General features: G+C 40.7%; 31 protein-coding genes. 18 read left to right on the forward strand and 13 right to left on the reverse strand.

The features are described 5' to 3' along the window. Nucleotides 1-82 precede the first annotated feature (82 nt). The 3 genes from purB to ACMFNG_RS06255 all read left to right on the forward strand — a co-directional run bounded on the left by purB (nt 83) and on the right by ACMFNG_RS06255 (nt 3505). Entirely contained in the window at nt 83-1435 is a 1353-nt protein-coding gene (gene purB, locus ACMFNG_RS06245) for an adenylosuccinate lyase (RefSeq protein ID WP_011011788.1), read from the forward strand. A gap of 246 nt (nt 1436-1681) precedes the next feature. Continuing rightward, on the forward strand, nt 1682-3040 hold the full coding sequence (locus ACMFNG_RS06250) for an RsmB/NOP family class I SAM-dependent RNA methyltransferase (protein WP_011011787.1): 1359 nt from the start codon (nt 1682-1684) through the stop codon (nt 3038-3040). A 114-nt stretch (nt 3041-3154) separates the two neighbouring features. Continuing rightward, the gene (locus tag ACMFNG_RS06255; protein ID WP_011011786.1) at nt 3155-3505 is read left to right on the forward strand and encodes a hypothetical protein; all 351 of its coding nucleotides are present in this window, start codon (nt 3155-3157) and stop codon (nt 3503-3505) included. 19 nt (nt 3506-3524) lie between these two features. Here ACMFNG_RS06255 and ACMFNG_RS06260 read toward each other — a convergent pair whose 3' ends face one another. From ACMFNG_RS06260 to ACMFNG_RS06275, 4 genes are all read right to left on the reverse strand, one after another. Then, on the reverse strand, nt 3525-3833 hold the full coding sequence (locus ACMFNG_RS06260) for a hypothetical protein (RefSeq protein WP_011011785.1): 309 nt from the start codon (nt 3831-3833) through the stop codon (nt 3525-3527). A gap of 30 nt (nt 3834-3863) precedes the next feature. Beyond that, on the reverse strand, nt 3864-4826 hold the full coding sequence (locus tag ACMFNG_RS06265; RefSeq protein WP_011011784.1) for a hypothetical protein: 963 nt from the start codon (nt 4824-4826) through the stop codon (nt 3864-3866). Nucleotides 4827-4890: 64 nt separating this feature from the next. Then, a complete protein-coding gene (locus tag ACMFNG_RS06270; RefSeq protein WP_223209008.1) occupies nt 4891-5034 on the reverse strand; it encodes a hypothetical protein in 144 nt (47 codons plus the stop codon). Between the two features lie 140 nt (nt 5035-5174). Further along, nucleotides 5175-5957, reverse strand: coding sequence for a TrmB family transcriptional regulator (locus ACMFNG_RS06275; protein WP_430515111.1), 783 nt, complete (start codon nt 5955-5957; stop codon nt 5175-5177). An 82-nt stretch (nt 5958-6039) separates the two neighbouring features. Between ACMFNG_RS06275 and ACMFNG_RS06280 the strand changes: the two genes are divergently transcribed. From ACMFNG_RS06280 to ACMFNG_RS06305, 6 genes are all read left to right on the forward strand, one after another. Then, nucleotides 6040-6996, forward strand: coding sequence for a 4Fe-4S dicluster domain-containing protein (locus ACMFNG_RS06280; RefSeq protein ID WP_011011781.1), 957 nt, complete (start codon nt 6040-6042; stop codon nt 6994-6996). 65 nt (nt 6997-7061) lie between these two features. Continuing rightward, entirely contained in the window at nt 7062-7559 is a 498-nt protein-coding gene (locus ACMFNG_RS06285) for a hypothetical protein (protein ID WP_011011780.1), read from the forward strand. Beyond that, nucleotides 7531-8013 carry a hypothetical protein gene (locus tag ACMFNG_RS06290; protein WP_430515112.1) on the forward strand — a complete coding sequence of 161 codons (483 nt, stop codon included), beginning with the start codon at nt 7531-7533 and terminating at the stop codon, nt 8011-8013. The genes ACMFNG_RS06285 and ACMFNG_RS06290 overlap by 29 nt, the downstream gene beginning before the upstream one ends. Next, nucleotides 7967-8113, forward strand: a complete 147-nt coding sequence (locus ACMFNG_RS06295; protein ID WP_430515113.1) for a DUF835 domain-containing protein — start codon at nt 7967-7969, stop codon at nt 8111-8113. The genes ACMFNG_RS06290 and ACMFNG_RS06295 overlap by 47 nt, the downstream gene beginning before the upstream one ends. A 12-nt stretch (nt 8114-8125) precedes the next feature. Further along, nucleotides 8126-9022 carry a dihydrodipicolinate synthase family protein gene (locus tag ACMFNG_RS06300; protein WP_011011778.1) on the forward strand — a complete coding sequence of 299 codons (897 nt, stop codon included), beginning with the start codon at nt 8126-8128 and terminating at the stop codon, nt 9020-9022. Nucleotides 9023-9046: 24 nt separating this feature from the next. Continuing rightward, on the forward strand, nt 9047-9460 hold the full coding sequence (locus ACMFNG_RS06305) for a hypothetical protein (RefSeq protein WP_223209007.1): 414 nt from the start codon (nt 9047-9049) through the stop codon (nt 9458-9460). 46 nt (nt 9461-9506) lie between these two features. On the opposite strand, the gene ACMFNG_RS06310 is transcribed toward ACMFNG_RS06305, so the two are convergent. From ACMFNG_RS06310 to ACMFNG_RS06330, 5 genes are all read right to left on the reverse strand, one after another. Next, nucleotides 9507-9746, reverse strand: coding sequence for a hypothetical protein (locus tag ACMFNG_RS06310; RefSeq protein ID WP_011011776.1), 240 nt, complete (start codon nt 9744-9746; stop codon nt 9507-9509). 41 nt (nt 9747-9787) lie between these two features. After that, nucleotides 9788-10894, reverse strand: a complete 1107-nt coding sequence (locus ACMFNG_RS06315; protein WP_014835192.1) for a serine/threonine-protein kinase — start codon at nt 10892-10894, stop codon at nt 9788-9790. Beyond that, the gene (locus ACMFNG_RS06320; protein ID WP_011011774.1) at nt 10891-11268 is read right to left on the reverse strand and encodes a hypothetical protein; all 378 of its coding nucleotides are present in this window, start codon (nt 11266-11268) and stop codon (nt 10891-10893) included. The genes ACMFNG_RS06315 and ACMFNG_RS06320 overlap by 4 nt, the downstream gene beginning before the upstream one ends. A 201-nt stretch (nt 11269-11469) precedes the next feature. After that, on the reverse strand, nt 11470-11994 hold the full coding sequence (locus tag ACMFNG_RS06325; protein WP_011011773.1) for a hypothetical protein: 525 nt from the start codon (nt 11992-11994) through the stop codon (nt 11470-11472). Nucleotides 11995-12146: 152 nt separating this feature from the next. Further along, entirely contained in the window at nt 12147-13334 is a 1188-nt protein-coding gene (locus ACMFNG_RS06330; RefSeq protein WP_011011772.1) for an ATP-binding protein, read from the reverse strand. A gap of 407 nt (nt 13335-13741) precedes the next feature. Here ACMFNG_RS06330 and ACMFNG_RS06335 point away from each other — a divergent pair, with 407 nt between their 5' ends. Together ACMFNG_RS06335 and ACMFNG_RS06340 are read left to right on the forward strand one after the other, a co-directional pair. Next, on the forward strand, nt 13742-14509 hold the full coding sequence (locus ACMFNG_RS06335; protein ID WP_011011771.1) for a DUF6345 domain-containing protein: 768 nt from the start codon (nt 13742-13744) through the stop codon (nt 14507-14509). Continuing rightward, a complete protein-coding gene (locus tag ACMFNG_RS06340) occupies nt 14506-15480 on the forward strand; it encodes a hypothetical protein (protein WP_223209006.1) in 975 nt (324 codons plus the stop codon). The genes ACMFNG_RS06335 and ACMFNG_RS06340 overlap by 4 nt, the downstream gene beginning before the upstream one ends. 105 nt (nt 15481-15585) lie before the next feature. Here ACMFNG_RS06340 and ACMFNG_RS06345 read toward each other — a convergent pair whose 3' ends face one another. Together ACMFNG_RS06345 and ACMFNG_RS06350 are read right to left on the reverse strand one after the other, a co-directional pair. Then, nucleotides 15586-16053 carry a GbsR/MarR family transcriptional regulator gene (locus ACMFNG_RS06345; RefSeq protein WP_011011769.1) on the reverse strand — a complete coding sequence of 156 codons (468 nt, stop codon included), beginning with the start codon at nt 16051-16053 and terminating at the stop codon, nt 15586-15588. 34 nt (nt 16054-16087) lie between these two features. Further along, the gene (locus ACMFNG_RS06350; RefSeq protein WP_011011768.1) at nt 16088-16438 is read right to left on the reverse strand and encodes a hypothetical protein; all 351 of its coding nucleotides are present in this window, start codon (nt 16436-16438) and stop codon (nt 16088-16090) included. A 138-nt stretch (nt 16439-16576) separates the two neighbouring features. Here ACMFNG_RS06350 and ACMFNG_RS06355 point away from each other — a divergent pair, with 138 nt between their 5' ends. Next, nucleotides 16577-18223: a radical SAM/SPASM domain-containing protein gene (locus ACMFNG_RS06355; RefSeq protein WP_011011767.1), complete on the forward strand. Its 1647-nt coding sequence runs from the start codon at nt 16577-16579 to the stop codon at nt 18221-18223. Between the two features lie 665 nt (nt 18224-18888). Further along, nucleotides 18889-19239, forward strand: coding sequence for a gamma-glutamylcyclotransferase family protein (locus ACMFNG_RS06360; protein WP_011011766.1), 351 nt, complete (start codon nt 18889-18891; stop codon nt 19237-19239). Between the two features lie 332 nt (nt 19240-19571). On the opposite strand, the gene ACMFNG_RS06365 is transcribed toward ACMFNG_RS06360, so the two are convergent. Both ACMFNG_RS06365 and csa3 read right to left on the reverse strand, forming a co-directional pair. After that, the gene (locus ACMFNG_RS06365) at nt 19572-19871 is read right to left on the reverse strand and encodes a hypothetical protein (RefSeq protein WP_011011765.1); all 300 of its coding nucleotides are present in this window, start codon (nt 19869-19871) and stop codon (nt 19572-19574) included. A gap of 121 nt (nt 19872-19992) precedes the next feature. After that, on the reverse strand, nt 19993-20655 hold the full coding sequence (csa3, locus tag ACMFNG_RS06370) for a CRISPR-associated CARF protein Csa3 (RefSeq protein ID WP_011011764.1): 663 nt from the start codon (nt 20653-20655) through the stop codon (nt 19993-19995). 127 nt (nt 20656-20782) lie between these two features. Here csa3 and ACMFNG_RS06375 point away from each other — a divergent pair, with 127 nt between their 5' ends. Genes ACMFNG_RS06375 through ACMFNG_RS06395 form a run of 5 tightly spaced genes read left to right on the forward strand, consistent with a single transcriptional unit; the run spans nt 20783 to nt 25615 of the window. Then, a complete protein-coding gene (locus ACMFNG_RS06375; RefSeq protein ID WP_011011763.1) occupies nt 20783-21145 on the forward strand; it encodes a hypothetical protein in 363 nt (120 codons plus the stop codon). Then, entirely contained in the window at nt 21145-22167 is a 1023-nt protein-coding gene (cas7a, locus tag ACMFNG_RS06380) for a type I-A CRISPR-associated protein Cas7/Csa2 (RefSeq protein ID WP_223209005.1), read from the forward strand. Before ACMFNG_RS06375 ends, cas7a begins: the two co-directional genes overlap by 1 nt. Continuing rightward, nucleotides 22168-22959: a type I-A CRISPR-associated protein Cas5a gene (gene cas5a, locus ACMFNG_RS06385; protein ID WP_011011761.1), complete on the forward strand. Its 792-nt coding sequence runs from the start codon at nt 22168-22170 to the stop codon at nt 22957-22959. Next, nucleotides 22929-24905, forward strand: coding sequence for a CRISPR-associated helicase Cas3' (gene cas3 / locus ACMFNG_RS06390; RefSeq protein ID WP_011011760.1), 1977 nt, complete (start codon nt 22929-22931; stop codon nt 24903-24905). The genes cas5a and cas3 overlap by 31 nt, the downstream gene beginning before the upstream one ends. After that, nucleotides 24902-25615 carry a CRISPR-associated endonuclease Cas3'' gene (locus ACMFNG_RS06395; protein WP_011011759.1) on the forward strand — a complete coding sequence of 238 codons (714 nt, stop codon included), beginning with the start codon at nt 24902-24904 and terminating at the stop codon, nt 25613-25615. The genes cas3 and ACMFNG_RS06395 overlap by 4 nt, the downstream gene beginning before the upstream one ends. Nucleotides 25616-25618: the final 3 nt, after the last annotated feature.

A 25618-nucleotide genomic window follows, 5' to 3' on the forward strand; every position in this document is an offset into this window, starting at 1 on the left:
TCTAATCTTGTATCTTTTTAACATTCTTACGTCAAATAATAACATTTATATTTCAAAATTTTATCACAAAGGTGGTGATTGGATGGCGATTCACCCAATTGATTATCGCTATGGTAGCGAGGAGATGAAGAGGATATGGGATGAGGAGAATAAGTTGCAAAAGCTACTTGACGTGGAGGCCGCACTTGCTAGGGCTCATGCTAAGGTAGGAAATATCCCAGAGGAAAGTGCAAGGGTGATTTCAGAGAGGGCCAACACCAAGTGGGTAAAGCTTGAGAGGGTTAAAGAGATAGAGGCCGAGATTCATCACGACATAATGGCCGTGGTTAAGGCCTTAAGCGAAGTTTGCGGTGAGCATGGGAAGTACGTTCACCTGGGAGCGACTTCCAACGACATCATCGATACTGCAAACGCCCTTCTAATAAAGGAAAGCCTTGAGATCGTGGAGAGAGACCTAAAGGAACTCAGGTCAATATTGAAAAAGTTAGCTAAGGAGCATATAGATACAGTTTGCATTGGAAGAACTCATGGACAGCATGCAATCCCAACAACATACGGAATGAAATTTGCCTTGTGGTTGGACGAGATTCAGAGGCACATCGAGAGGTTGTACCAATTAAAGGAGAGAGTTTTAGTTGGAAAGATGAGAGGAGCTGTGGGAACTGCAGCCTCATTTGGAGAAAAGGCCTTTGAAATAGAGAGGCTAGTTATGGAAGACTTGGGATTAAAGCCGGCAAGAATAACAAATCAAATAATCCAGAGAGATGTTTATGCCGAGCTTATGTTCTTCTTGGCATTGGTAGCTTCAACTTTGGACAAGATGGGATTAGAGATAAGAAACCTTCAGAGAACGGAAATTCTTGAGGTTAGTGAGCCCTTTGGAGAGAAGCAGGTTGGTTCTTCAACAATGCCACACAAGAGGAATCCAATAAGGACTGAGAAAGTCTGTGGATTGGCCAGGGTTCTTTACTCAAACGTTATTCCAGCCCTCTTAAACAATCCATTGTGGCATGAGAGAGATTTGACGAACTCTTCAGTTGAGAGGGTAATCCTCCCAGAGAGCTTTATATTGCTTGACGAAATGTTGAAAACAATGAAAAAGGTTCTTTCGGGATTGGAGTTCTTCCCCGAGAATATTAAGAGAAACCTATATCTAACGAAGAATTTGATAATGGCTGAACCATTAATGCTCAAGCTTGCGGAGAAAGGAATGGGAAGGCAGGAGGCACATGAGCTAGTTAGGCAAATATCCATGAAGGCCTTTAAGGAGAACAGAGATCTCTTGGAAGTGGCAAAGGAGAATGAGGAAGTTAGAAAATATTTAACAGAGAAAGATTTTGAATCTTTGAAGCCAGAAAACTACATAGGAAAGGCCAGAGAAATAGTAGAGAATGTTATAGCTTATGTTGAAGAAATGGAGGCTAAAGGTCTTTAATTGTTTTTGAAGACTTTAGAGTGAGCCTCCATATTTTTACTTTTTATCATTGTTGTTTCTTGTGAAACTTTCTAGTATAATTAAATTTACTTGCATTTATATTTATAATTTTTGATAACCAATAATTAAATATTAAAAATCATAAAATTTAATTCTACAAAACTTGATAAAGTAAAAAATTTGGAAATTTTACTCAATCTGTTAGTATAGATGAATTTAAAAATAGTAAAAAGAAGTTAGATAGTGATGGAAGCCGAGAAAGAAAAGAAGCTATCAATCCCTCCTAGGGGAATAAGAGCGATAATAGAGGCTGTTAGACTTGGAGAAGTTATAAAACCTAGCCAATATGCTAAAAGAGAAGCCTTTAAGAAGCATGATATTAAGGAGGCCTGGCTAAATAGAGTTTTAACTATGATATTTTATGACATTATGAAGAAGCAGGGGTTAATTGATAAGGCTATAAAGGATGTTGTTGGTGTTACTCCCTTGATCTTGGATCCCTGGTTAAGAGCCGCCCTTCGTGTGGCTTTTGATGTTGTTCTTTTCCATGACCCCAATCAAAACACATTGAAAAACCTAAAATGGAAGGCTTCTGACTTCATTTCATCTAAAACCCATCCTTACGTTGGAATGTATTATTGGGATATTTTTGAGAGAATATTGGAATACAAGCCTAATCCTAAAACCGAGCTAGAGAGGCTAGAATGGGAATACTTAGCCCCAGCCTGGCTCATAGAAAGGGTTAGAAAGTTACTTGGGGATGAAACCAAGGCATTCTTTGAGGCCGTAAATAGAAAGCATGAGTGGATAAGCATAAGGGTAAACACCCTAAAAACTACCCCAGAGGAGGTAATAAAAGAGTTCGAGGAGGAGGGTGTTGAAGTAGTGCAGAGCAAAAGAATTCCAGTTGTGTTAAAGATAAAGGGGCCGTATGATTTTGATTCTAGCTATTTGTTTAGGAAAGGGAAGATAATAGTTCAAGAAGAAGCCTCGGCAGTAGCTTCCGTTATTCTAGACCCAAAGCCTGGTGAAGTGGTCGTTGACTTGGCAGCGGCCCCAGGAGGAAAGACGACACATATGGCAGAACTTATGAAAAACAGGGGAAAGATATTTGCATTTGATATAGATAAGGCTAGGATGAAAAGGTTAAAAGACTTCGTTTCAAGAATGGGCATAAAAATAGTAAAACCCATAGTTAAAGACGCCAGAAAGGCTCCAGAAATTTTAGGAGAAGAGGTAGCTGACAGAGTTATGCTTGACGCTCCCTGTACCTCTTCCGGGACTATAGGAAAGAATCCCGAACTTAGGTGGAGGTTGAGAGAGCAGAAAATAGAAGAAATGGCTCAACTTCAGAGGGAGCTTTTGGAAAGTGCCGCCAAGCTTGTAAAACCTGGAGGTAGGTTACTGTACACAACTTGTAGCATTTTTATTGAGGAAGATGAGGACAATGTTTCCTGGTTCTTGGAGACATACAAAGAGTTTAGGCTTGTAAAGCTTTCCGGCCCCTACGACCCAGGATTCCTTGAGGGAACTATGAGAGCATGGCCCCACAGACATGAAACAATAGGCTTTTTCTATGCACTATTTGAAAAAGTGACACAATAAATCCCTCTTCTTTAAATTTATGCTTAATTTTATTATGATTTCTTGTAATATTGCGTATTTTACATTTAGAAAAGGGTTTAAAGTTTTACATTTCAGTAAAAGTGGTGTTCGCCAATGATGGAAATACTGTCATTTATGTTCCTCACAGGTGGAGGGCTTGTAATGTTCTTTATAGCAGCATTTTCAGAAACTTGGATTCAGAGAATACTAGCACTAATAGGAGGAATACTCTACGCAATTCTTGGCTTCATAGTTGCAGAATCTATATCTATAGACGTTAGAAGGGAAAAGAGAACCAGCGACAAAAGAGTTATACTGGCATTAACATTGCTTGCGTTCGTTATCAACTACTATGCCTTGAGCTCGTACCTTAAGAACTATTTTGCCCCGCTTCTCTTAGTCGGGCCTGGGCTACTTGTAGGATTAAGGGCAAGTTTGGGAAGAAGAAAGAGGAAATCCAAGTGAGCTTTTAATTTTTATTTTTTTATCTTTCATAAAATATTTCATAGTGCTGGACATACTTCTCCTTCTCAAGCAGGAACTTGTCGTCCTCCAGGTAGTACTTGGCCAGCTCGGGGTTTTCTCCCGCGAATTTCTTGATGGATTCCCACGAGTCCCATATCGTCACGAGCAGAAAGTGGGTCTCGTTATCCTCGTCCCTCCTCGTGAAGTAGAGCTTTAAAAGCCCCCCGACAGAGCTGTAGTCCAGAACTGCCCGCTCTATCAAAAAGCGCTCATAGGCGTCTCCTTTCTCCCTCGGTATGCGTCCGTGCCACAACCTCATGATTGCCATATCAACACCTCTCGGTGTTATAAAAGGTCCTCACTCCGCCAATGCCCACCGTGCACTCCTGAAGAAGCTTACAAGCCCAACCACTGCTCCAGAAAGCCAGAGAATGGCGATTATCGCGAACTTTAACTCGTGGATGAAAAGCTCCAATGTGGAGAAGACGACTCCAGAGATAATCCAGACAACCGAGAGCACGACCAGTTTTCTCAAGGAGGGAGCGGCAGTGCGCTCTACCTCAACTCCCCTCGACTTCTTGAGCGCCCTGTAGAGGAGATAGAAGGTGAGGGCGTAGAGAAACCAGACGAAGGCCTGAGGCCCAAGTCCTGGTATTGCTTCCCTCTTGATTCCCAGGCTGAGGGCGATGTAATACACCAAAAGGAAAGGTATAAGAACTCTCAGCTCTCCCAATGTAGGAAGTAAATCGTCTAGGTTTTCTCCTTCATAGCCCGTCATCCACCACCGCACAAGAAGAAGAACAATAACCAACGTCGACGCAAGGGATAGGAAAGAGTGGAGCGGCGAGGGAGAGTTTGAGCTCTCCAAGGCTCCAAGAACGATGGCAAAGAGAGCGGGGTGCTTTAAGATGAACTCAGGAAGTAGTTTCCTTCTTGAGGTTAGCAACTCAGCCACTCCAATGGGAATAATAAAAGACATGAAAGGGTGCCAGAAGAACACCACGACTAGAAGCTCGAGGGCGCTGATTCCGCCCACCTGAATCGGGGATTCCCAGTCTGGGTTCCAGATTATCTTGGTGATGTACGCCTCGTAGAGGCCGAAGATGACGCCCGCCAGATAGAGGGTCTCGAAGCGTGGCCTGCCAAAGCGGTAGACTATGGAAGACAGAACGAGCGTGTGGAGACCATAGAGAGGGAGAATGACAATAATTCCCCACAGTGAGAAGAAAGGATAAAGGGTAGCCCCTATAGCCACTTCACCGAAGAGTGTCGAGAGGGACCCGAGGATGAACCAGAAGACGTACCTTTTTGGTATCCTCATTTTGACTTCCTCACCATTGGTATAGTGCCACTTGAAGAATACTCTTTGAGACTTTTTGCTAATATCACAGGTAGTGGCTCAGCACGAATATTACGAAGCCGATAGCAATTATCCCGAGCAGGATGACTATAGCGGTTTCAAGCTTTGAGTAATCCTTCACTTCTCTAGCTTCGTGCTTGTAGCGCTCGGTCTTCTCCTTCGCCAGCATTTCAGAACGTTTTATCGTGGTCTGATCGGGAATCATACCACGAACCATATCACAGCATCCCCTTCATCTTTACACTTCAAGGTATTTTAGGGTTTCGAATCCGGGTAAGGCAAATCCTTTCATCCTTACTCAAAGTCATTCTATGAAGGTTCAGCACCCGTCTCATCCATGAGGTAGAGCAGCGCCGCCCTCTGGAAGGTCGGAATGAAGGGTATCGTCACGAGGATGCCCTTTAGTGCGCCCTTCTCCTCGTATATCATCAGTGACTCCCTGGAATCGACGATGATCAGAGCTTTGACGGCGTAGGGACCTTCAAACATCGAGTTGATGAAGATGTCCCTGAGATCCTCCTTCCTCTGGAGCTTCTTCGGGTCAACTAACTCAACACTCACTCCCTCAAGGTACTTCGGCCTCTTCCCTCCGAGGAGAAGGACGGTAACCTCAACCTCTCTCCTGCAGGCGTTCCTTAAAGCCCTCACAAGCTTTCTGGAGAAGCGCCTATCAACAAAGGCCGCCATGATCTCCCTTTGTGCCCCATCGATGAGTTCTTCGGCCTTCCTGCGGATGTTCCACTCCCCCTGAAGGTACCACACGGGATACCACTCCTCTTCCCGCTTACCCCCGCTTTTGAGGGAGATTATCGCCTCTTCGGCCGACTTTATGTACTCGTCCCTGAGTACCCCTATGACCTTCTCCGGCTCCACCGCGCGGAAGAAGGCAGGCTTCCCCTCGCTGAAGTCAACAAAGCCCTTCCTGTGAAGCTCTTTCAATACCTCGTAGACCTTCGGCCTCGGAACGCCGCTCTCCCTTGCCACTTCGCTTGCCTTTGAGGGACCAAGGAGCACCAAAGCGGCGTAAACCCTAGCCTCGTAGTCCTTAAGGCCAAGGCGCTTGAGGTTTTCAACGAGCTTCTCATCGATCATACAGCTCACCATCAAAGTTATGTAACTCAAGTAGTTACAACATCCTTTTATTCCTTTTCCCCGATTGACCTTCGGTGGTGAGATGAGCCTCAAGGCAAAGCTTGCGAGGAAGTTCGTCTACGCAGTCTTCCCGGACGTGAGGAAGTACACAAGCATTAAGCCGGCCTTTGAGAACTCGCCGGACTCCCCAGAGGGCCGCCTAGTGCCCGAGGTTGTTGCGTTATACGGAAAGCCCGGAGTGCATATTCTCAAGATGGCACTCGTTCTTCCATACCTTGTGGGCACGGCCTACTACGCCCGAAAGAGCGTGACAAGCGTAAGAAGGAACCCCGGGAAGGGTAAAAAGACTGCCCCGCCGGAGTTCTTCGAGGAGCTTGAGAGCTATGCGAAATCGCTCGGCGTTCTGAAGGTCGGCTACACGAAGCTTACTCCAGAGCTGGTCTTCTCAAATAGAGCTGTTCTCTTCGAGAACGCGATAGTTCTCATAGGTGAGATGAGAAAGAAGGAGATAGCGAAGGCGCCCGGCGTTAGGGCTGGAATGGAAGTCTGGAGAACCTACTACCGCTTAACCCGGGCGGCCTACAAGATAGCGGAGTTTTTGAGGGAGAGGGGCTACAACGCTCAACCAGATCCGGCAGTTGGAAGGAGTACTAACTTTCCTCTTTTAGCTCAAAAAGCTGGTCTTGACCACATAGGCAAGCACGGGCTTTTGATAACCCCCGAAAACGGGCCGAGCGTGAGGATAGGGGCGGTTTACACCGATCTTGAGCTTCCCTACACGGACGAGCGCGTTCGGGAACACGGGTGGATTCCTCACTTCTGCGACCGCTGCAACGCGTGCGTTAGGGCCTGTCCGGCTCAAGCTATTTACATCACGCCAAGAAGGGAAAACGGACGAGAAGTGCACATAGACTATAAGAGATGTGCTGTCATATTTTCAAGAACCCTCGGCTGTTCCATCTGCGTAAAGGAGTGCACATTTACCAAAGGAAGTTATGAGAAGATAAAGAGAGTTCATGAAAAGATTAGAAACAGATAGAGCTGTATCACCCAGCTCGAAACTCTTATTAAACTCGATGCATATTGTTATACTGAGGGAAAAATATGGTGCATGCCTCTTGGATAAGTTTTGCAGTCCTGGGTACAATAAGAATAATAGCAGCACTTCTACTCCTATACGCTTATTATAAGAGTAAGCGAAGATCCGCCTTATTTCTTTCGCTTTCCTGGGTTATGACAATTCCAACAACAACTTTTGGCTTTATAGAGTTGAGAATAGAAAATATCTTTATTGGACTCGCCTTTGCTCTCTGGTACCTGGGAATCTTTTCTATTGTTAGGGAAGAGACAACTATTTCCTTTCCCAGGGAGCTTATCATGATACCTCCAATTGTGTTAGTGCTCTTTGCCATAGCCCAGAGTACCTTTGAAAAAGATTTTCCTGAAGATGCCTACTATTTGGGTGGACTTCTAACGGTAGTTTCGGGAAGTATAGGGAGGTACGTGTTTTCAATGCACTATGGAAAGGATGGAAAGGTTGGGAAATATTATCTTGATTGGTGGCCTGCTTTCTATGCTCTATCCCCCTATTTATCAAACTAATCCCCCAATTCATGAAGTGTTCATTGGAGCTCAAATTACTGCAGTAGCACTGGGAATTGGGGTGTTCTACTTCTACTATAGGGTGATCTTTACTCCGCGCTTCTTGGCAGGATATAAAGTAAACACCATTAATATTTCTAAACTTACAGGGGTGCATATAATCTCGCCAGAAGAGTACGAAACTGTAAAGAGAGAGATAGAGAATCTACCAGTCCTTGCCTTTTTGCGAAGCTTAAATCCAGCCGATAATTGGCATTCATTCGTATTTACTACAGCACAAATACCGAACGGAATTCAACCAACGGATCTTTATAAAGTACCTGAGATTGCTCGTAGATATCTCCTAGAAACAAGCAAAAAGCGGGATTCAGGGTATAGTGGTAATAGAGGGGATAGAATATTTGAAGATGTACAACGAATTTTCAGCGATAGCAAAGATGCTAGCGACGGTTAGGGATTACGTTATTTCTCACCAGGGAGGTCTTATAGTTGTAGTTGATAAAAAGGCCCTTGATGAAAGAGAATATGCCCTCTTGAGAAGAGTTTTAGAGTAAGGGGGAGAGATAATGGAAGGAGTGATAGTTCCTTTGGTGACTCCTTTTAAGGAGGATTACTCGATAGACTTTGAGGCCTTAGAGTGGCATATAGAGTTTTTAGAAGATAAAGGAGTTCATGGAATATTCACTAATTCAACCACAGGAGAGTTTACAAGCTTGAGTTTTGAAGAAAAGAAATTATTAGCAGAAAAAGGAAGGGAGCTCACATCAAAAGCTTACTATTTGGTTGGAACAGGTTCAACTAATACCTTTGAAGTTATTGAGTTGACAAAACACGCAAAGGACATAGGGGCAGATGCCACTGTAATAGTCTCTCCATATTATTGTAAACTTAAGGATGAGGCAATCTTCAGACACTTCTCTATTGTTGCAGAAAGGGCGGATATTCCAATAATTCTCTATGCCATTCCTTCCTGTGCAAACCCAATAAATGTAGAAATAGTGAGAAAATTAGCTCTTGAACACTCGAACATAATCGGAATAAAGGCTAGCGTTGACAGCTTAACATACCTCGGCGAGCTCCTTGAAGTAAAGGAAGAAAGAAAAGATTTTAAGGTTTTTACTGGCTTAGATCAATATTTCTTTACCCTCCTCACCCTGGGAGGAGACGGAGGGATCATGGCCTGTGCAAACTTTGCTCCAGAGATCCATCTGGAAATCTGGAACGCATTTAAGGAAAAGAACTTTAGAAGAGCAATAGAATTGGCGAGAGAACTCGTCAGGATAACAAAAATTTACAAAATAGCTTCATCTTTCGCTTCAGCGGTAAAGCTTGCAATGGTAGCAAAGGGGTTCCCAATAAGGCCAGTTTTGAGACCTCCATATGTTATTGATGGAGAAGAAGTTTTCAACGAAATTAGAGAAATTGTAGAGTGGAGGCAGATGTTAAGAAAGGAAAGCTTATAGATTTGTTATCCTAACTTTACCTAGATGGAGGCAACTGAGATGGAGTTCCTTGAAAAGTTTAAGGACGAGCCTGTTCTTGAAGTTTTGCAAAAGGTCAGCCTAGATGAGCTTAAGGAAGAGGAAGTAAGACTAAGATTACGCATAAAAAAGGTACGAAAAGAGTTAGAAATGATAGAATTAGAGTGGCATTTACGCATATTGAAAGGTGAGGAAGTTGGAGAAAATAAGGATAAGGAGAACATAAAAAGCCTTCTCCAGCAACTGAATGAGTATCGTCGTAAGTGTGCAATAATTAGAACTCTAATCATGCTTAAAGAGGGCTTAGATAAATTGTCCAAAATACCACTCAAAGACTGGGAGAAATCCCTACCTATTTTAGAGGAGGGGATAAGCGTCTACACCCCATTGCCATTCTTCGATATAGATCTCTCTTGCTAATATTCAGATAATAGGAGCAAGTCTTCCCAAACAGATCAAGAGATGATTACATTAGCTCGTTTTCTCTAGTAATCTCGTGGATAAGTACTTTCAGTCTCTCTATAAAATCTTCTCCAATCGGAATGCATTCTCTTATAAGTAGCTCAACGATTTTACTGGCATTCTCTAAACTTTCAATATTTTTGCGTGTGTATGACTTGAGATCGTTTAGTGTATTTAGTAACTCCCCTTTTTTGTTTAGCTCCGCGTATATTATAGCTAACTTACCTAGAGCTTCGACGAGCATTCTTCTATTTCTAGCAGCTTCTTGATGTGTCTTACTCTTTTTCAGTGCCTCAAAGCTCTTTTTGATAAGGTTGTCTTTAGTTTATTTATCTCAAGTTCTTTGAGATCAGTTAGGAATTCCGGAATTGTTTGATACCTATTTTCTTTTTTCTTAGCAAGTAATTTCTCAAATATCTTGTTGTACTTTGCTAACTTGGGACTAAACGTTGAAGGTGGCTTAAAATTATATCCCTCATCTACAATTTTTCCACGAATTTCTTCGTAGGTATAGCCATCAAATGGAAGTTTCCCAGTTAGTAGTTCGTAAAATATAACTCCTATCTGCCAAACATCAGTTCTTTCATCCACTCCGCCATACTTGCTGGGTGCTAATTGTTCAGGCGCTGCATAAAGTGGTGTATACCCACTTATACTCCCACTAAAGGTTCTCACAGCAATTTTTGCTAGTCCCCAGTCTGTTATTTTTGGGGTTAAGTCTCTAGTCAAGAGGATATTGAGAGGCTTTAAATCAAGATGATAGATCCCCCTAGAATGGGCATGTTTTAATCCTTCTGCAATCCCCTTAATAATTTTTAGAGCAATATCTTCTCTCATAGGTTTTGGGTATTCGTCTAGGTTCCTTACGATCTTCCCGTTAATTTTTACTCCCTCAACATACTCCATCTCCAAATGAGGAATTGGAAGAATATCAGCATCATAAAGCCTAACAATATTCGGGTGATTTAAGTGAAGCCATATTGAAACTTCCTTTATAAATAGTTTGCTTGTTCCCTGGTTTATCCTTGGTACTTTTATTGCAACAATCTTTCCATCATTTTTCCTTACAACCTTGTAAACTTCTGCAAACCCTCCTTCCCCCAGGACTTCAAGTGGCCTATACTTTCCAAGAAGATCTGAAGGAAATCTCTTCAACGGATTTCCACCATTTTTCCTTATGATGATATCCCCCAACTGAGTTAGTTGAGTTTGAGGAGGAGCCTTGTATTCCCCAAATACCTTTGGCTGGCTTGTGGAATGAAGATAATAGTAAGTTCTTGGTCTCATATTAAGCTCCTGGGGTTCGACAAAAGAATTTTGAACTCTTAGAAATGGATCATCAACCTGGGAATAGGTATAGCCAACTAAAGCATCAGTGGTAGCAGTACTCACATCCACATCTCTACAAAAAATTTGGAGCCAGGAACATCTCCGGTAGGTGGAAGATAAAGAATATATCCTCTCTTCCCAGTATTCTTTTGTAGGTTTTCTGTATATCCCCCAGCTATAATGTTTCCATTTTTATCAATGCTAAATGCATATATCTCATCCCACCTTTCTCCACCATAAATTTTTGACCATTTAATTCTCCCATCTTCATCCAGCCTTAATATCCAAACTGTCTGCCCAAAAACTCCAAAGCTTTTTGTGGATCCAGCAATAATTACATCTCCATTTGGAGCAATAGCCACAGCTTTTGCTTTATCACTTTTTTCTCCACCATAGGTTTGTTGCCATTTGATGTTTCCCCTCGGGTCAAGTCTCATGACCCAGGCTTTCTTACCTATAGAGCCAAAGCTCCAAGTATATCCAGCAGCTATTATGTCGCCATTTTGTGCTATAGCAACTGCGCGAACCTCATCTAAAATCTTCTACCCAAATATCTCTGCCCTGCCTTAAAACAGCATTAGCTTGGGATAGCAGCCTTTCAGCACAATCTATATCTCCATCGTCGAAGATACCCACTCTTATCCCTCCAAGAGGAGTCTAATATCATTATCAATCTTCTCAGCAACATACTCTACAGCCTCTCCATACCCTGAAAGTCTTAACTTAACCTTGGTTCCACCTGAGATAGGTTTAACTGAGACTTCTATGCTAACTCTACCTTTCCTAGTTAATGTAAAGTACTCCTCAGAATAATTATCGGAAGAGTAGTAATAGAGGTTGTTCTTGGAAAATATGTACCTAAGGAGTCTTTTCACAACATTTTCAGATTCTTTGCTGTAGTACTCAAGCACTTTCTCTTTTGGAGGAATTTTTGATTGGAGGTTCTCCTCTTGGATTACAAAAGCCCTTACTTTTTTGGATGATTGAGGACTAAGCTTTGAAAATAATTCTTCTGCAAATTTATTGATATCTCTAGTCTCAATGATAAAAATTAATCCACGTGGTTTGGATATGATTGCTTGGTCTTGCCATTTTTCTAGGAGATAATCAATACGCTTTCTTTCTGCATCATCGCTATAGTCGACGATGAAGAGGTACTTCATTCTGCTACCCTACATATTATTTTCCGCATTATACACTTATATAGTTTTCGGCAAAATGGAGAAAACTTGATTATAGGAAACTTAGGAAAATACAAACAAGAGATAGGGTGGTCTCTATAAAGTTAACTCCTAAGGAGTTATACCCTCTCTTTTTACTTTAAGCCTGTCCAATAGTACTCTATTAAGAAAAACGGTATGTCATCTTTTTCTAAAACTAAAACGCCTCTTGGATACTTCCTGTGGGCCTTTCCAGCTTTAACTTCGATCTTAAGATTATCAGCAATAACATCCACTTCGTAGCTATTTCTGAAGTAGTAAACTTCGCCAAATCTCCTAAATACATGCTCTTGAACTATCCACTCATAAAGGGCATCCTCTCTAACCTCAACTCCACTCCACAGGGAGAAAAGCCTCGCAAGCAAAGGATCTCTGAAGAAAAACTTCTTTTCTCTCCTGTACATCACTTGATTGTCCTCTTTGAGGTATGCGATTCCCAGGATGTAGATATCTCTGAAAAATTCAATGTAATCTTGTATAACCTTGTAGGAGTATCCCGATGTCATTTCTGCTAATGCTCTGAAGCTAGTTGCTGAAGGTGCACTCCTTATTAGAGCGGCGAGTGTCTCTTTTGCTATTTCCAAGCTTTTTCCAAATCGAACAAACTCTCCTATATAAGCACCAAGCAGATCTTCCATTGGGAAACCGTTTATAGACCCAGGAAAGCCTCCTGTTTGGATGTACTTATCAAAAAGCTTGAGAACCTTAGTGCTTTCCAACCTATGCTTTTTTAGCCCCATTACCTTTATGTACTCTGGGAAAGAGAGGGGCATTATTTCTAAAGTTTTACCCTCCCCTCTTCTCCCTGGGAACATTTCAATATCTCTTCTAACTCTGAGTGAACTTGACCCTGTAACGGTAACTACATCATTCTCCAAAAGTCCAGCGTCAATTAGGGGCTTAATTCCCCTCCACCATCCCTCAAGTGATGAAGCTTCGTCCAGGAAAATGTACCCAGTCTTTATTCTCTCCTCTTTTTTTAATTCTTGAAATTCACGAATTATCTCCAGAAGATCTCTATATGTCGGTAAAACTTCAAGGTTTAGATATAGGACTGATTCTGGTGGATTATTCTCTAGGATTTTTTGAATGAGGAGTTTTATACCAGTAGTTTTTCCTACTTGGCGTGGTCCAAGAATGAAATTAAGAGAGAAAGGCTTAAGAGAAATCTCTCTGACCCAATTTGGCTCCCAGCGTATTTTTTGGTTCTTCCATAATTTTACGTGATAATCCTCTTTCCCTTCCCACCATGGGTTCATATAAGCTATATTGCCTAGCATCATTTGCACACCTGAAAAATTTTAGTTCTCAAGTATTTATAAATGTTGAGAATTTTAACTTCTCAAATGTTTATCCTAACCCTCTATAGGACTTATCATAAAAATCCGCAATGAACGTGCCATTTTAGGTGCGAATTTATCTACGGTAACTTGGGGGATTAACTATTTTTCCTTTTGGAGATAATCTTTCGATTGGTTGTTTTTTCTTAGTTTAGAGCTTTTAACTACTGATTACGAGGTTACTATAGATAGATAATAATATCTATTAGGAAACAATATCTCTATTATCTGTCTTAAAAAGTCGTGAAATTTTTATTATGATAACTCTTAAATGTTTTAAAAGTATATTAAAATGCAAAAATATATTAAGAATATTAAGAAAAATTAATAAGTTAGTGAGATAATTTTTCATGGTGATACCAATAAAGTGGAAGTTGTTTGGTGTTCTGTTACTTGGTTTAATGGCTTTAGTTTCTATTCCTAAAGTCCAAGGAAATGATGTAGGTGGCGTAATGACTTTCACAGATGACACTGGTGATAAATGGTTTAATGACGTGAAGAATTTCGTGGAAATTATAAGTTCTCAACCTCATTGGTATCAGGGATTTCTTAAGGACTATCCTAATGTTGGCTCTTATATGTGGATAGAGGAAGATTATGGAGGCCAAGATAATAATTATGCGGACTATACAGAACTTTCACTTGTATTGGGTCATAGCTGTGTGTATAACAATGAAATAGGTATTGGCTTCGGAGATAAAGGGTGTGCACTGCCAGAAAAAGTTAGATTGGGATATAAGAGTCCAGATGGTTATGGATGGGCGATCTGGACTTTCATAATTCAGTGTAGTGTGTTAAATGATAATAATGTAAATAATTGGCTGGAAGCACTAGCTGGAATTCACATGATCTTAGGATTTGCAAAGGAAGCCAAAATTGCGCTTGGAGATGCTACAGAGCTCGCGTATAGACTCACTGGTACTGGAGGATATCCAAAAGAAAGTGTTCATGACGCATTTTTTGATACATATGTAGCATATGACGGAACTCATAATGACAACATTGCTAGAATTATTGCGGAGAATGCAGAAGTTGCAGATAATGATTATCTAGATAGTTTTGACAGGTATATCCCTGTGGACTCAACAAAGATTATAATAACATGTTCTTTGGGGTGAAAAAATATGAAAAAATCAGAATATTAGGGGCTGGAATTATCATTATTATGTTATTTTTAGTAGCCTCCATAGTATCCGACACTAGAAAGGAGCAGGTGCAAGGCAGTTTTGAATTATACGACCCTGAGAAAGTCAGAGTGGTATTACCAGTAGTGTACTATAAACTTGAGAACGGAAGCATCATTAGAATACACGAGAAAAATCCATTTCCTTTTTCTATAAAGCTTTCTGTGAGAAAAGCGACATTTCCCAACTCTTTGACTGTTTATAAAATCGAGAAGTATAAAAATCCCGAAAAAATATTTCAAATTGCATCAAAATTTGGCATAAGTCCGGATAAATTGTACTATAACAATATAACAGGAGCATACCTTTACCATGACAGTAACATAACATTCGAATACGAAACAAAAACTGGATTCATTCGAGTTGTATTTAAAAGTCCAATTTCATCAAACTTAAACGGCAATATCACAGAAAGAGCACTCAACTTTCTTAAAGCCAGAGGTCTATTGTACATGCAGAACTATACCATTAAAGTTGTTGATTATAGAAAACTTAACAATTCCTCCTCCCTAAAAGCTGTTATTGTTAAGCCAAAACTAGAAACTTTTGTGGTAGATAACCTAGGCTTCGCAATTGTGCTTGAAGGTGACAAAATCATTAGGATTGAGGGAGTATTGCCACAGAAAATTGTGCCTATTGGGAGGTATGAGATTAAAACTATCCCGGAAAGCATTAAGGAATTAGAAGAAAAATTGAGAAGAGGGGAGCCAATGAGGGATTGGTACATAAGCTGGATGGCCTTTACTGAAATGAATATTCAGAATATCACCCTTACATATAGACTAAACTCTGAGGGATATATAGTGCCAGTCTATAATATGCATGGAACTTACATGCTGGATTACAAGAATCTTCACGAAAAAGGGAACATTACTGCTATGATAGTAGCTATTAGAATACAATGAAAGCGAGGTTTAGAGAGCGGAAAGGTTTCAGCAACAACACTGTTAAAATCTCCATTTCCATAAGAGGCTAAAAAATTGTAGAGGAGCTTTCAGGAGAAAAAGTAGCTATTTCTTAAGACATTCACTTTCTTTCTCTTCCAATTCTATTATTTTCTTGAGAACACACTCTAAAGTTAAGAGATCCGAAAGTATTGCCTCAAAGCGAGCTTTTTCCTCTTCATTGGACTTCTCAGCAAGCTTAACGACAATTTCCTTTAATGGTTTAATCTCCCTTTCAAGGATCTCCTTTGGTTGTTTAAGAAACTTCTCTAAAAATGCTGGAACGGCATAAAAATATTTTGTCTTCTTTTCTTTAGTATACGTAACGAGATACTCTCTAGTTAATTTTGAAAGGGCCACTGAAACTGAGGATCTGCTAAGACCAGTAATCTTTGAGAGTTCAGATATTGTAAGTGGTTTATTGCTCAAAAGAAGAATTCCATATATTTTTCCACCAGTTCTATCGTATCCCCATCTTTCCATTATTCTCTCAACAAGCTCCACAAACTTTCTCTCTTCCTGCCTCATTCTCATTATTTATCCCCTAAAAGTAAGTGTCAAGCCATATTTAAAAAATGTTATGAGAAAAAGAAAGACGTTTCAAGAACTCCCTGAGGCTATTATCACTCCACCTATTAAGGCAAATCCATGCCCCTAATGTCCAAAAACCACCGTCAAAGGGCAAAGTTATTAATGCCAATACAACTATACTCCAGCCAATGGCCTTTTTGTTGCTCTTGTAGTAGTAGGCCAGGCCAATAATTATCAAACTGAAAATTATCTCTATCCAGCCAACTGTTGAAACTCCTCCGTAGTGCCAGCCGTAGAATGTTTTATTTGCGAGCACTAGTATTCCATCCAATAATATTAGCAACCCTCCAAGTATGGCCAGCCACATCCCAGTTTTTGCGGAAGCCATTTTGATCACTTCAACCTATCCTTGTTGCAAGTATTATTTAAATCTTTCGGACGTATTAGATATGTCAGAAATTTTTGATATATCTTAACCGTAAAGTTTATTATAAAAGACGGACAAGTCAGAAAAGGGGGATGAATAATGACAGAGGATTTTTTAAGTGAGGCTTTGGAGGAACCATTTCCGAAAGCAATGAACACACCACCCTCAAAGGGAGGAAATCAAATAACAACAGCCCTTAGAGCTTTCAGATTAATTCTTGGAAATCCACTGGCTAGAGCCTTGCTAAAACCAATGCTCAAGAAGTATGAAATAAATGGGAGAGAATTGCCAGCCCTTTATTGGGCACTCAGCGTATATGCAGGGGAATCAATAAATTGTCCCCTCATGATAAGATTCCAAGCTGATATTCTTAAGCTTCTCCTGAAGCTAGGAATAAAACTTGCGAGAGGAGATGAAAAAGCAGTAAAAGAGGCTCTCCTCAAGGATCCCCATATAAGGAGAGGAATATGGGTGGTATTGGAAGGGATAGCAAAGTATGGAGTTACAGTCCCCCAAAAGTTAGCTGGGCCTTTCCTCATAGTATGGAACTTCACTAACATGTGTAACTTCCGTTGTAAGCACTGTTATCAAAGGGCTGACAGGCCATTGTCAAGTGAGCTTACCCTAGAAGAGAAGCTCATGCTAGTTGATCAGTTAGACAAAGCTGGAGTTGCTGCTGTGGCATTAAGTGGGGGAGAGCCGACGATACATCCTCACTTCCTAAGAATAGTCAAGGAGCTTTCAAGTAGGGGGATACATACATCAGTAGCTACTAACGGATGGGTCTTTGCTGATAAGGAGAAGCTTGAAGAAGCTATAAAGGCTGGCCTTAAATACGTTGAGGTCAGTGTAGATTCAGCAAAACCAGAGAAACATGACGAGTTCAGAGGGATCCCAGGAGCCTGGGAAAGGGCAGTTAAGGCATTAGAGAATGCTGTTGAGCTTGGCATAAGTCATGGAATGGCTGTAATAATGGACAAGGATACATATCAAGAGATTGATGACATTCTAGACCTAGCCGAAAACATTGGAGTAAAGAGGGTGATATTCTTTAACTTAGTTCCAACCGGAAGAGCTGAGGATATGGTAAAGGTCGATTTAACACCAGAAGAAAGAGAAGAGTTCATGAAGGAACTTTATCGTCAAATGAAGAAAAGAAAGCTCGAAATACTAACTACTGCTCCTCAATATGCAAGGGTAACTCTCCTTGAGTCCCAGGGAAAGAGCGTTACTCCTGCTCACTTTTATATAGGAGAGAATAGTGCAGTGAAAACCTTGGCCGAGTTCATTGGAGGTTGTGGGGCAGGAAGGATATATGCGGGGATAGAGCCAGATGGAACCGTTGTTCCTTGCGTGTTCCTTCCATTGCCGGTGGGAAATGTGAGGGTCAAGCCCTTTAAGGAGATATGGGAGAATAGTAGGATATTCAACTTGTTAAGGAACAGGGATAACTTTACGGGACAGTGTAAAAGGTGCCCCTATAGGAACATTTGCGGGGGTTGTAGAGCTAGAGCTTATCACTACACGCTTGACCTCCTGGGAGATGATCCTGGGTGCATAATAAATAGGAGGGTGTGGGAGGAGATAGTTAAGCATGGAAAGCCGAGGAGCTTGAGTGAAGTAAACTGGGTAGATGAGAGCATTGTTCTTCGCGTGCCAATACTCAACATTCCGAAGTATTACAACGTTGTTGAAGAAGTAGGTGAAAAATTACTTAGTAAAGAAAGTCAAAAAATTCATGCATAAAAGAGTAAAAATTGTTGATTTTTTACTATTTTTGTTCTTTTTGCAAAGACAATTTTGAAAAGTAACAATGTGAATTTTAATACTACTTTCTCTCGTATTTGATTTTGTGTTTGGATGAGCCGGCTTATCTATCAATTTTTTCCATTACGATTGAAGATGGTATGTGGGGAAAAGGAGCTCGGATTTGCCTCTTTTTCGACGCTCATTTTTGTGCATGATTTTAGATATAAGGCTGATTATATCTAAAATAATGAACATAGATGAGCATGATTCTAGGGAAGTCGCGTAATTGACTTCATAGCTGGAGACTTAATTTTATGTTTGGGGTGGGGACCATATGAAATTATGAAGAAGTTAGCTAAAAAGAGAAAATTGTATGGAGCGGTTTTCCCAGACATTGCCGTAAAACAAAAATGGGATATATCACCCTGGTGATCTCGCAACTTTTACTCATACTTGAGAAAAGTGATAAAATCATAACTGAAAGATCTCCCAATCCTGACCTCTGTAGAGTAATAGACGACTTTTTAAAGAGCAAAAAGAAATATGAGTTTCTACTTGGAAGATAGTGGAATAAAGGTAAACAACAAGTTCCCCCCACGTAAGAAATTAAAACCTCCAATTTTAGGGCAATTCTTAATAAACTTGAGTCCCAAACTTTCTACATGTCTTATGGAGAAGAGAGTGTGAGAATAGCTGTGTACGGAACTCTAAGAAAAGGAAAACCCTTACATTGGTATCTCAAAGAAGCTAAATTCCTGGGCGAGGACTGGATTAAGGGGTATCAGCTATATTTTGAGTTTCTTCCCTATGCCGTCAAGGGGGAAGGGAAGCTCAAAGTTGAGGTTTATGAAGTTGACAAGGAAACATTTGAAAGAATTAACGAGATTGAAACAGGAGCTGGATACAAATTAGTTGAAGTAAGCACTAAGTTTGGCAAGGCTTTCTTGTGGGAGTGGAGTGGTAAACCTAAAGGAAAAAGGATAAAAAGTGGTGATTTTAACGATGTTAGATGATTATTAAGGATTTTGTATTGCCTCACGGTTAAGAGTTTTTAGTCTTTCTAAATAGAGTTGAATGTCCTATAGCCGGTCTACCATTTGGAAAGATGTTGAAAGCCCTTAACAATTTACTTCAAGAAAAGTTACCACCAATTAAATGTGATTTCTAACCGAACTCTTTGCAATGTTCATAGTTACTTCAACACATACCTGAAGGGAATATAGAGGGAGCCCGGTGCGTAACTTCATCCTTTATTTTATGACTTTTTATAAACTTCAAACTTCTCGAGCTTTTCCAAGTATCTTTGCCACCTCACGAGTATGCCTCCTAAGTAAGTCCTTCTCCCTCACACTTTTAAACTGATTCTCTTTAATTCTATGCTCCATATCTCTCCAGAGCTTTCTAAAATAATAGAAATACTCTGAGAGTTCAGTTCGTCTCCGTAAATAACTTTGTGATTCTTAATCACCTCAATTTGGATATACAATGGAAGCTCCTCAAAAACCTTAATGTCATATTTTCCACTAAGCTTTTCAAGAACTTTCTCGTAAGTCCCAGGTTCTGGTTTGACAAGACATACATCAATATCACTCCTCTTCGTAGCCCCCCACTGACCTGAGAACCATAGAGAAGGATCCCCATGCAAAGATCCTTAAACTCCGCAAAATCCTTACGCAGTTGCTCCATGAGAGACATCGAAAACTATTGAAATAATGAGGATTTTATATTTTTTTGATTTCATTCGGGGAATATTCGATACAGAAAAACTAAATTAGAGCTTCGACAAACTTTTTTCTCCCCTTTGCAATCTTTTTAACGTACCCTTTTCTTTCAAGCCGTGATATGTATTCACTCACTAGAGAAAGGGGATATTCGCTCTTTCTACGTTCTGATAAGATTTCCTTAATTTCGGTTATTGTGATTGATTTCTTCTGTTTTATTATTTCAAGTATCTCTAGCTCTAAAGGTGTAAGTCTAGCTTGTGGATTAATAATTGGAAGTTCTATCGGGTGCCCATCTTCAGTTACATAAAAAACACTCTCCACAGCTTCAGGGTTTTTGTTTGAAACTTCAATAGCCGCGTAAAAAAGTTCATATCCCAGGATTCTCCTTCCTCCAGTTAAGTTAATTATTGTTTTTGGTATAATCAATCTTTCAAATTCCTTAATTCTCTCCTGGAATAAGTATGGATCCTTTATTTCTTTAGTAATTACTGGAATGTCAAGCTTAAGAAATCCCTCCTGGGCTTTTTTTACACACTCTTTAATTTTCTCAATTTCTTCTTTTGGAGCATTTTTCATAAATGAATAAAGGATAACAGCACTGCTAATATTAAATCCTGCTTCCTCTATTCTTTTAGGCAAAATAAGACTACCATCATTTTTGAAAATGTGATTTATATGTAGACCTACTGTAACTATGTACCTCAATTGTCTTCCCCCTATTTGCTCACTAAGATGCTTAATAAACTTATCTTAATAGTTAACAAACTTAAGTTAAGTTCCTAGTAGAAAGATTTATATAAGAATTCGCCCAAGTTAGTATAGGTGTTCCTTAATGGGGGGATGGATCAGAAATATTGGTAGATACCTTAGCTATCTAGTAGATGACACATTTGAAGAATATGCCTACGACGTTGTGGATGGTATAGCAAAGGCCAGAACACAGGAGGAGCTCTTAGAAGGTGTCTATAAGGCTCTTAGACTTGCTCCAAAGCTCAAGAAAAAGGCCGAATCTAAAGGTTGTCCACCTCCCAGAATCCCTTCTCCAGAAGACATTGAGGCTTTAGAAGAAAAGGTTGAGCAACTTTCCAATCCCAAAGATCTTAGAAAGCTTGCGGTAAGCCTTGCATTATGGGCTTTTGCAAGTTGGAATAACTGCCCGAAAAAAGGAAAGGGGACTGAAGGAGGTGTTGAATGATGTATGTCCGTATAAGTGGTAGGATAAGGTTGAATGCCCACTCTCTCAACGCCCAGGGTGGTGGAGGAACTAACTACATCGAAATAACTAAGACTAAAGTTACCGTAAGAACAGAAAATGGTTGGACCGTCGTTGAAGTACCAGCAATAACAGGTAACATGTTAAAGCACTGGCACTTCGTTGGCTTCGTGGACTACTTCAAAACTACTCCATATGGAGTAAACCTTACTGAGAGAGCTTTAAGATATAATGGGACAAGGTTTGGACAGGGTGAGACCACTGCAACCAAAGCCAATGGTGCCACTGTCCAATTAAACGATGAGGCTACTATTATTAAGGAACTAGCTGATGCCGATGTTCATGGTTTTTTAGCTCCAAAGACCGGTAGAAGAAGAGTTAGCCTGGTTAAAGCTTCATTCATTCTCCCAACCGAGGACTTTATCAAAGAAGTTGAGGGGGAGCGCCTCATAACAGCCATAAAGCATAATCGCGTTGATGTGGATGAAAAAGGTGCCATTGGTAGCTCCAAGGAAGGAACCGCCCAGATGCTGTTCAGCAGGGAGTATGCCACAGGTCTCTATGGTTTCTCCATCGTTCTTGATCTTGGCCTTGTAGGTATTCCCCAGGGGTTGCCTGTAAAATTCGAGGAGAATCAGCCAAGGCCCAACATCGTTATAGACCCTAACGAAAGAAAGGCAAGAATCGAAAGCGCTCTTAAGGCCCTGATACCAATGCTCAGCGGTTACATTGGAGCAAATCTAGCTCGGTCTTTCCCAGTGTTCAAGGTTGAAGAGCTCGTAGCAATAGCTAGTGAAGGACCTATTCCAGCCCTCGTCCACGGGTTCTATGAGGACTATATAGAAGCTAACAGGTCAATAATAAAGAACGCAAGAGCTCTTGGATTCAACATTGAAGTGTTTACATACAACGTTGACTTGGGAGAGGATATCGAAGCTACTAAAGTTTCCTCCGTAGAAGAGCTTGTTGCTAATCTAGTCAAAATGGTGGGAGGTAAGGAGTGAATGGACATCCTTCTCGTTTGCCTTCGCTTTCCATTTTTCTCAGTAGCTAAGCGTTCTTATCAAGTGAGGACATCTTTCCTACTTCCTCCACCATCGGCTCTAAAAGGAGCACTAGCAAAAGGGCTTATTCTCCTGAAACCTGAGAAGTATGCCAGTAGTTCATTAGATGAAGCCGCTCTCAAAGCCATAAAGGAAATCGAGAGCAAGCTAGTTGACATTAAAGCTGTGAGTGTTGCCCCTCTAAGTCCCCTCATTAGGAATGCTTTCCTACTCAAACGATTGAGAAATTTAGAATCCGGTTCCAATGCCGAAAAGAGCGATGCTATGCGACGAGAATACACCTTCACGCGAGAATTGCTTGTTGCCTATATTTTCAAGAATTTAACTCAAGAGGAGAAAAACCTCTACCTAAAAGCAGCAATGCTCATTGATGTCATTGGGGACACAGAAAGTTTAGCTACTCCAGTTTGGGCTTCTTTTGTAAAGCCTGAAGATAAAAAAGCACCTCTCGCATTCTCAGCGCCTTATACTGAAATATACTCTTTGCTGTCTTCGAAGATTCAAGCAAAGGGCAAGATAAGGATGTATATAGAAAAAATGAGAGTATCACCAGAATACTCAAAAACTAAAGGGCCACAGGAGGAGATCTTTTATTTACCAATTGAAGAGCGCCGTTATAAAAGAATAGTATACTACGCAAGGACAATTTATCCTCCTGAAGTTGAGAAGGCTTTAACTGTTGATGGGGAGGTGCTTGGAATATGGATACCGAAAAACTCTTCAGAGAGCTGACCGGATTTGAACCATATGATTACCAACTTCGTGCATGGGAAAAAATCAGAGAGATTATGAATAACGGTGGAAAAGTCATTATTGAAGTGCCTACGGCCGGAGGAAAGACTGAAACTGCTGTGATGCCATTCTTCGCTGGAATCTACAACAATAATTGGCCTGTTGCTAGATTGGTTTATGTCTTGCCAACTAGGTCACTTGTAGAAAAACAAGCAGAAAGACTAAGAAACTTGGTTTACAAACTTTTACAGTTAAAAGGAAAATCAAAAGAAGAGGCAGAAAAGCTAGCTAGAGAACTCGTGGTTGTTGAATACGGGCTTGAGAAGACTCATGCATTTCTTGGTTGGGTTGTAGTGACGACGTGGGATGCTTTCCTCTATGGTCTTGCAGCTCATAGAACGGTAGGGAATAGATTCACTTTTCCAGCGGGTGCAATAGCTCAATCCCTTGTTATATTTGACGAAGTCCAGATGTATCAGGATGAGTCAATGTACATGCCGCGCCTTCTCTCACTAGTCGTTGGAATTCTTGAAGAGGCCAATGTTCCTCTCGTTATAATGAGTGCCACAATTCCCTCAAAGCTTAGGGAAATGATAGCAGGGGATACGGAAGTTATAACTGTGGATAAGAATGACAAGAATAAACCTTCAAGGGGAAATGTAAAAGTCAGATTAGTTGAGGGGGATATTACAGATGTTCTTAATGACATTAAGAAGATTCTAAAGAATGGGAAGAAAGTTCTTGTTGTGCGTAATACCGTTAGAAAAGCTGTTGAAACCTATCAGGTTTTAAAGAAAAAGCTAAACGATACCCTAGCTAATCCCTCAGACGCCCTACTCATACACAGTAGGTTCACAATTGGCGATAGGAGGGAGAAGGAGAGAGCTCTTGACTCAGCAAGATTGATCGTTGCTACCCAGGTAGTGGAGGCTGGACTTGACTTGCCAAACGTGGGACTAGTTGTGACTGATATAGCACCCCTTGATGCCCTTATCCAGCGTATTGGGAGGTGTGCAAGAAGACCGGGAGAAGAAGGAGAAGGAATAATACTCATCCCAGTAGAAAACTGCATTGAACATGAAAAGATCGTGAGGGGACTTTCAGAACTTATGGAAAAAATAGGTGAGGATACAGTTGTTTTTGCAACTGTTACAAGCACAAATGAATACGATAGAGTCGTGGAGATCCACTATGGAGAAGGAAAGAAAAATTTTGTGTACGTTGGTGACATTGACACTGCAAGAAGAGTCTTAGAAAAGAAAAGAAGTAAAAAACTACCCAAAGATCTCTACATAATTCCATACTCGGTTTCACCATATGATCCATTGGTGCTCCTCACTACTTATGATGAATTATCAAAGATTGGAGAATACCTAGCAGATACAACAAAAGCTAGAAAAGCCCTTGATAGGGTATACAAGTTCCATTATGAGAACAACATCGTGCCGAAAGAGTTTGCTTCAGCATACATCTACTTCAAGGAGCTAAAACTGTTTTCAGCTCCTCCAGAATATGAACTTCGCTCCAGACCAGAGCTATATGTATTATTGTATCCAATGAACATTGAGAAAAATGAGAGAGTAGAAGATAAGGTAATAGACAACCTCGAGACAGCTAGGATAATTCGAATCAGCTATAGTGTAAAAGAATGGAAAAAATCAGATGTCGTGATTGGTAGATTAATGAAAGAGTGGGACAAGAATGCTGAAAAGTGGGTATGGAAAGTTCGGAAATCATTCAAGATAGATCCATATGAGATATATGTAATTGATGCCAAGTACTATAACTCGGAATTGGGATTTATTACAAATCTTAGCGACACGAATTCTCACACAGATTCTGACTCAAAAGTTCGGACAAGAAATTCTGAGCATTCGTCAAAGAAAAACCGCTCTAAAGGAAAGAAAGGGCAGACAAGTCTCGAAAACTGGGGGGTGAGAGTATGAGTTGTAAGGCATTCCAAGGACAAACATTAAGAGAGCACATTGAGGCGATGCTCGCTGCGTGGGAGATTGTCAAAAACAAATACATACCCTCAATTATCAGGGTAATGAAAACTGTTGGTGTTAAATTCACTGAAGAAGATGCTGACAAGTTCATGAAAACCTTGATAATTTTGCATGATGTTGGAAAGTGCAGTGAGGTATATCAGAAGCACTTAAGCAATAATGAGCCTTTGAGAGGCTTCAGGCATGAGCTTGTGAGCGCTTATTATGCTTATAACATCCTAAAAGACATGTTCAAGGACGAGACCATAGCGTTCATTGGAGCCCTCGTTGTGATGATGCACCATGAACCAATCCTAATGGGCCAGATACGTTCACTGGATAAGGAGGAACTTACTCCAGAGGTTGTCCTCGACAAGCTCCGCACTTTTAACGGAGTTATGGAGGGTACAGAGTCATTTATAAAGAGCATGATAAAAGAGAAGCTTGGTGTAATTCCAAAGGTTCCCTCTCCAACCCAGGAAGATGTTCTCAGAGAAGTAATCAGACTTAGCGTACTTGCCAGGCATAGACCTGATTCTGGCAAGTTAAGGATGGTTGTTGGAGCGTTACTCATTCCGCTAGTTCTCTGTGATTACAAAGGAGCTAAGGAAAGAGAAGGTGAATCTCCAAAGTTTGCAGAAGTTCTTAGAGTTGAAATGATGAAGTGAGGG

The sequence above is a fragment of the Pyrococcus woesei genome, from assembly GCF_050496105.1.
GTDB classification, from domain to species: domain Archaea; phylum Methanobacteriota_B; class Thermococci; order Thermococcales; family Thermococcaceae; genus Pyrococcus; species Pyrococcus furiosus.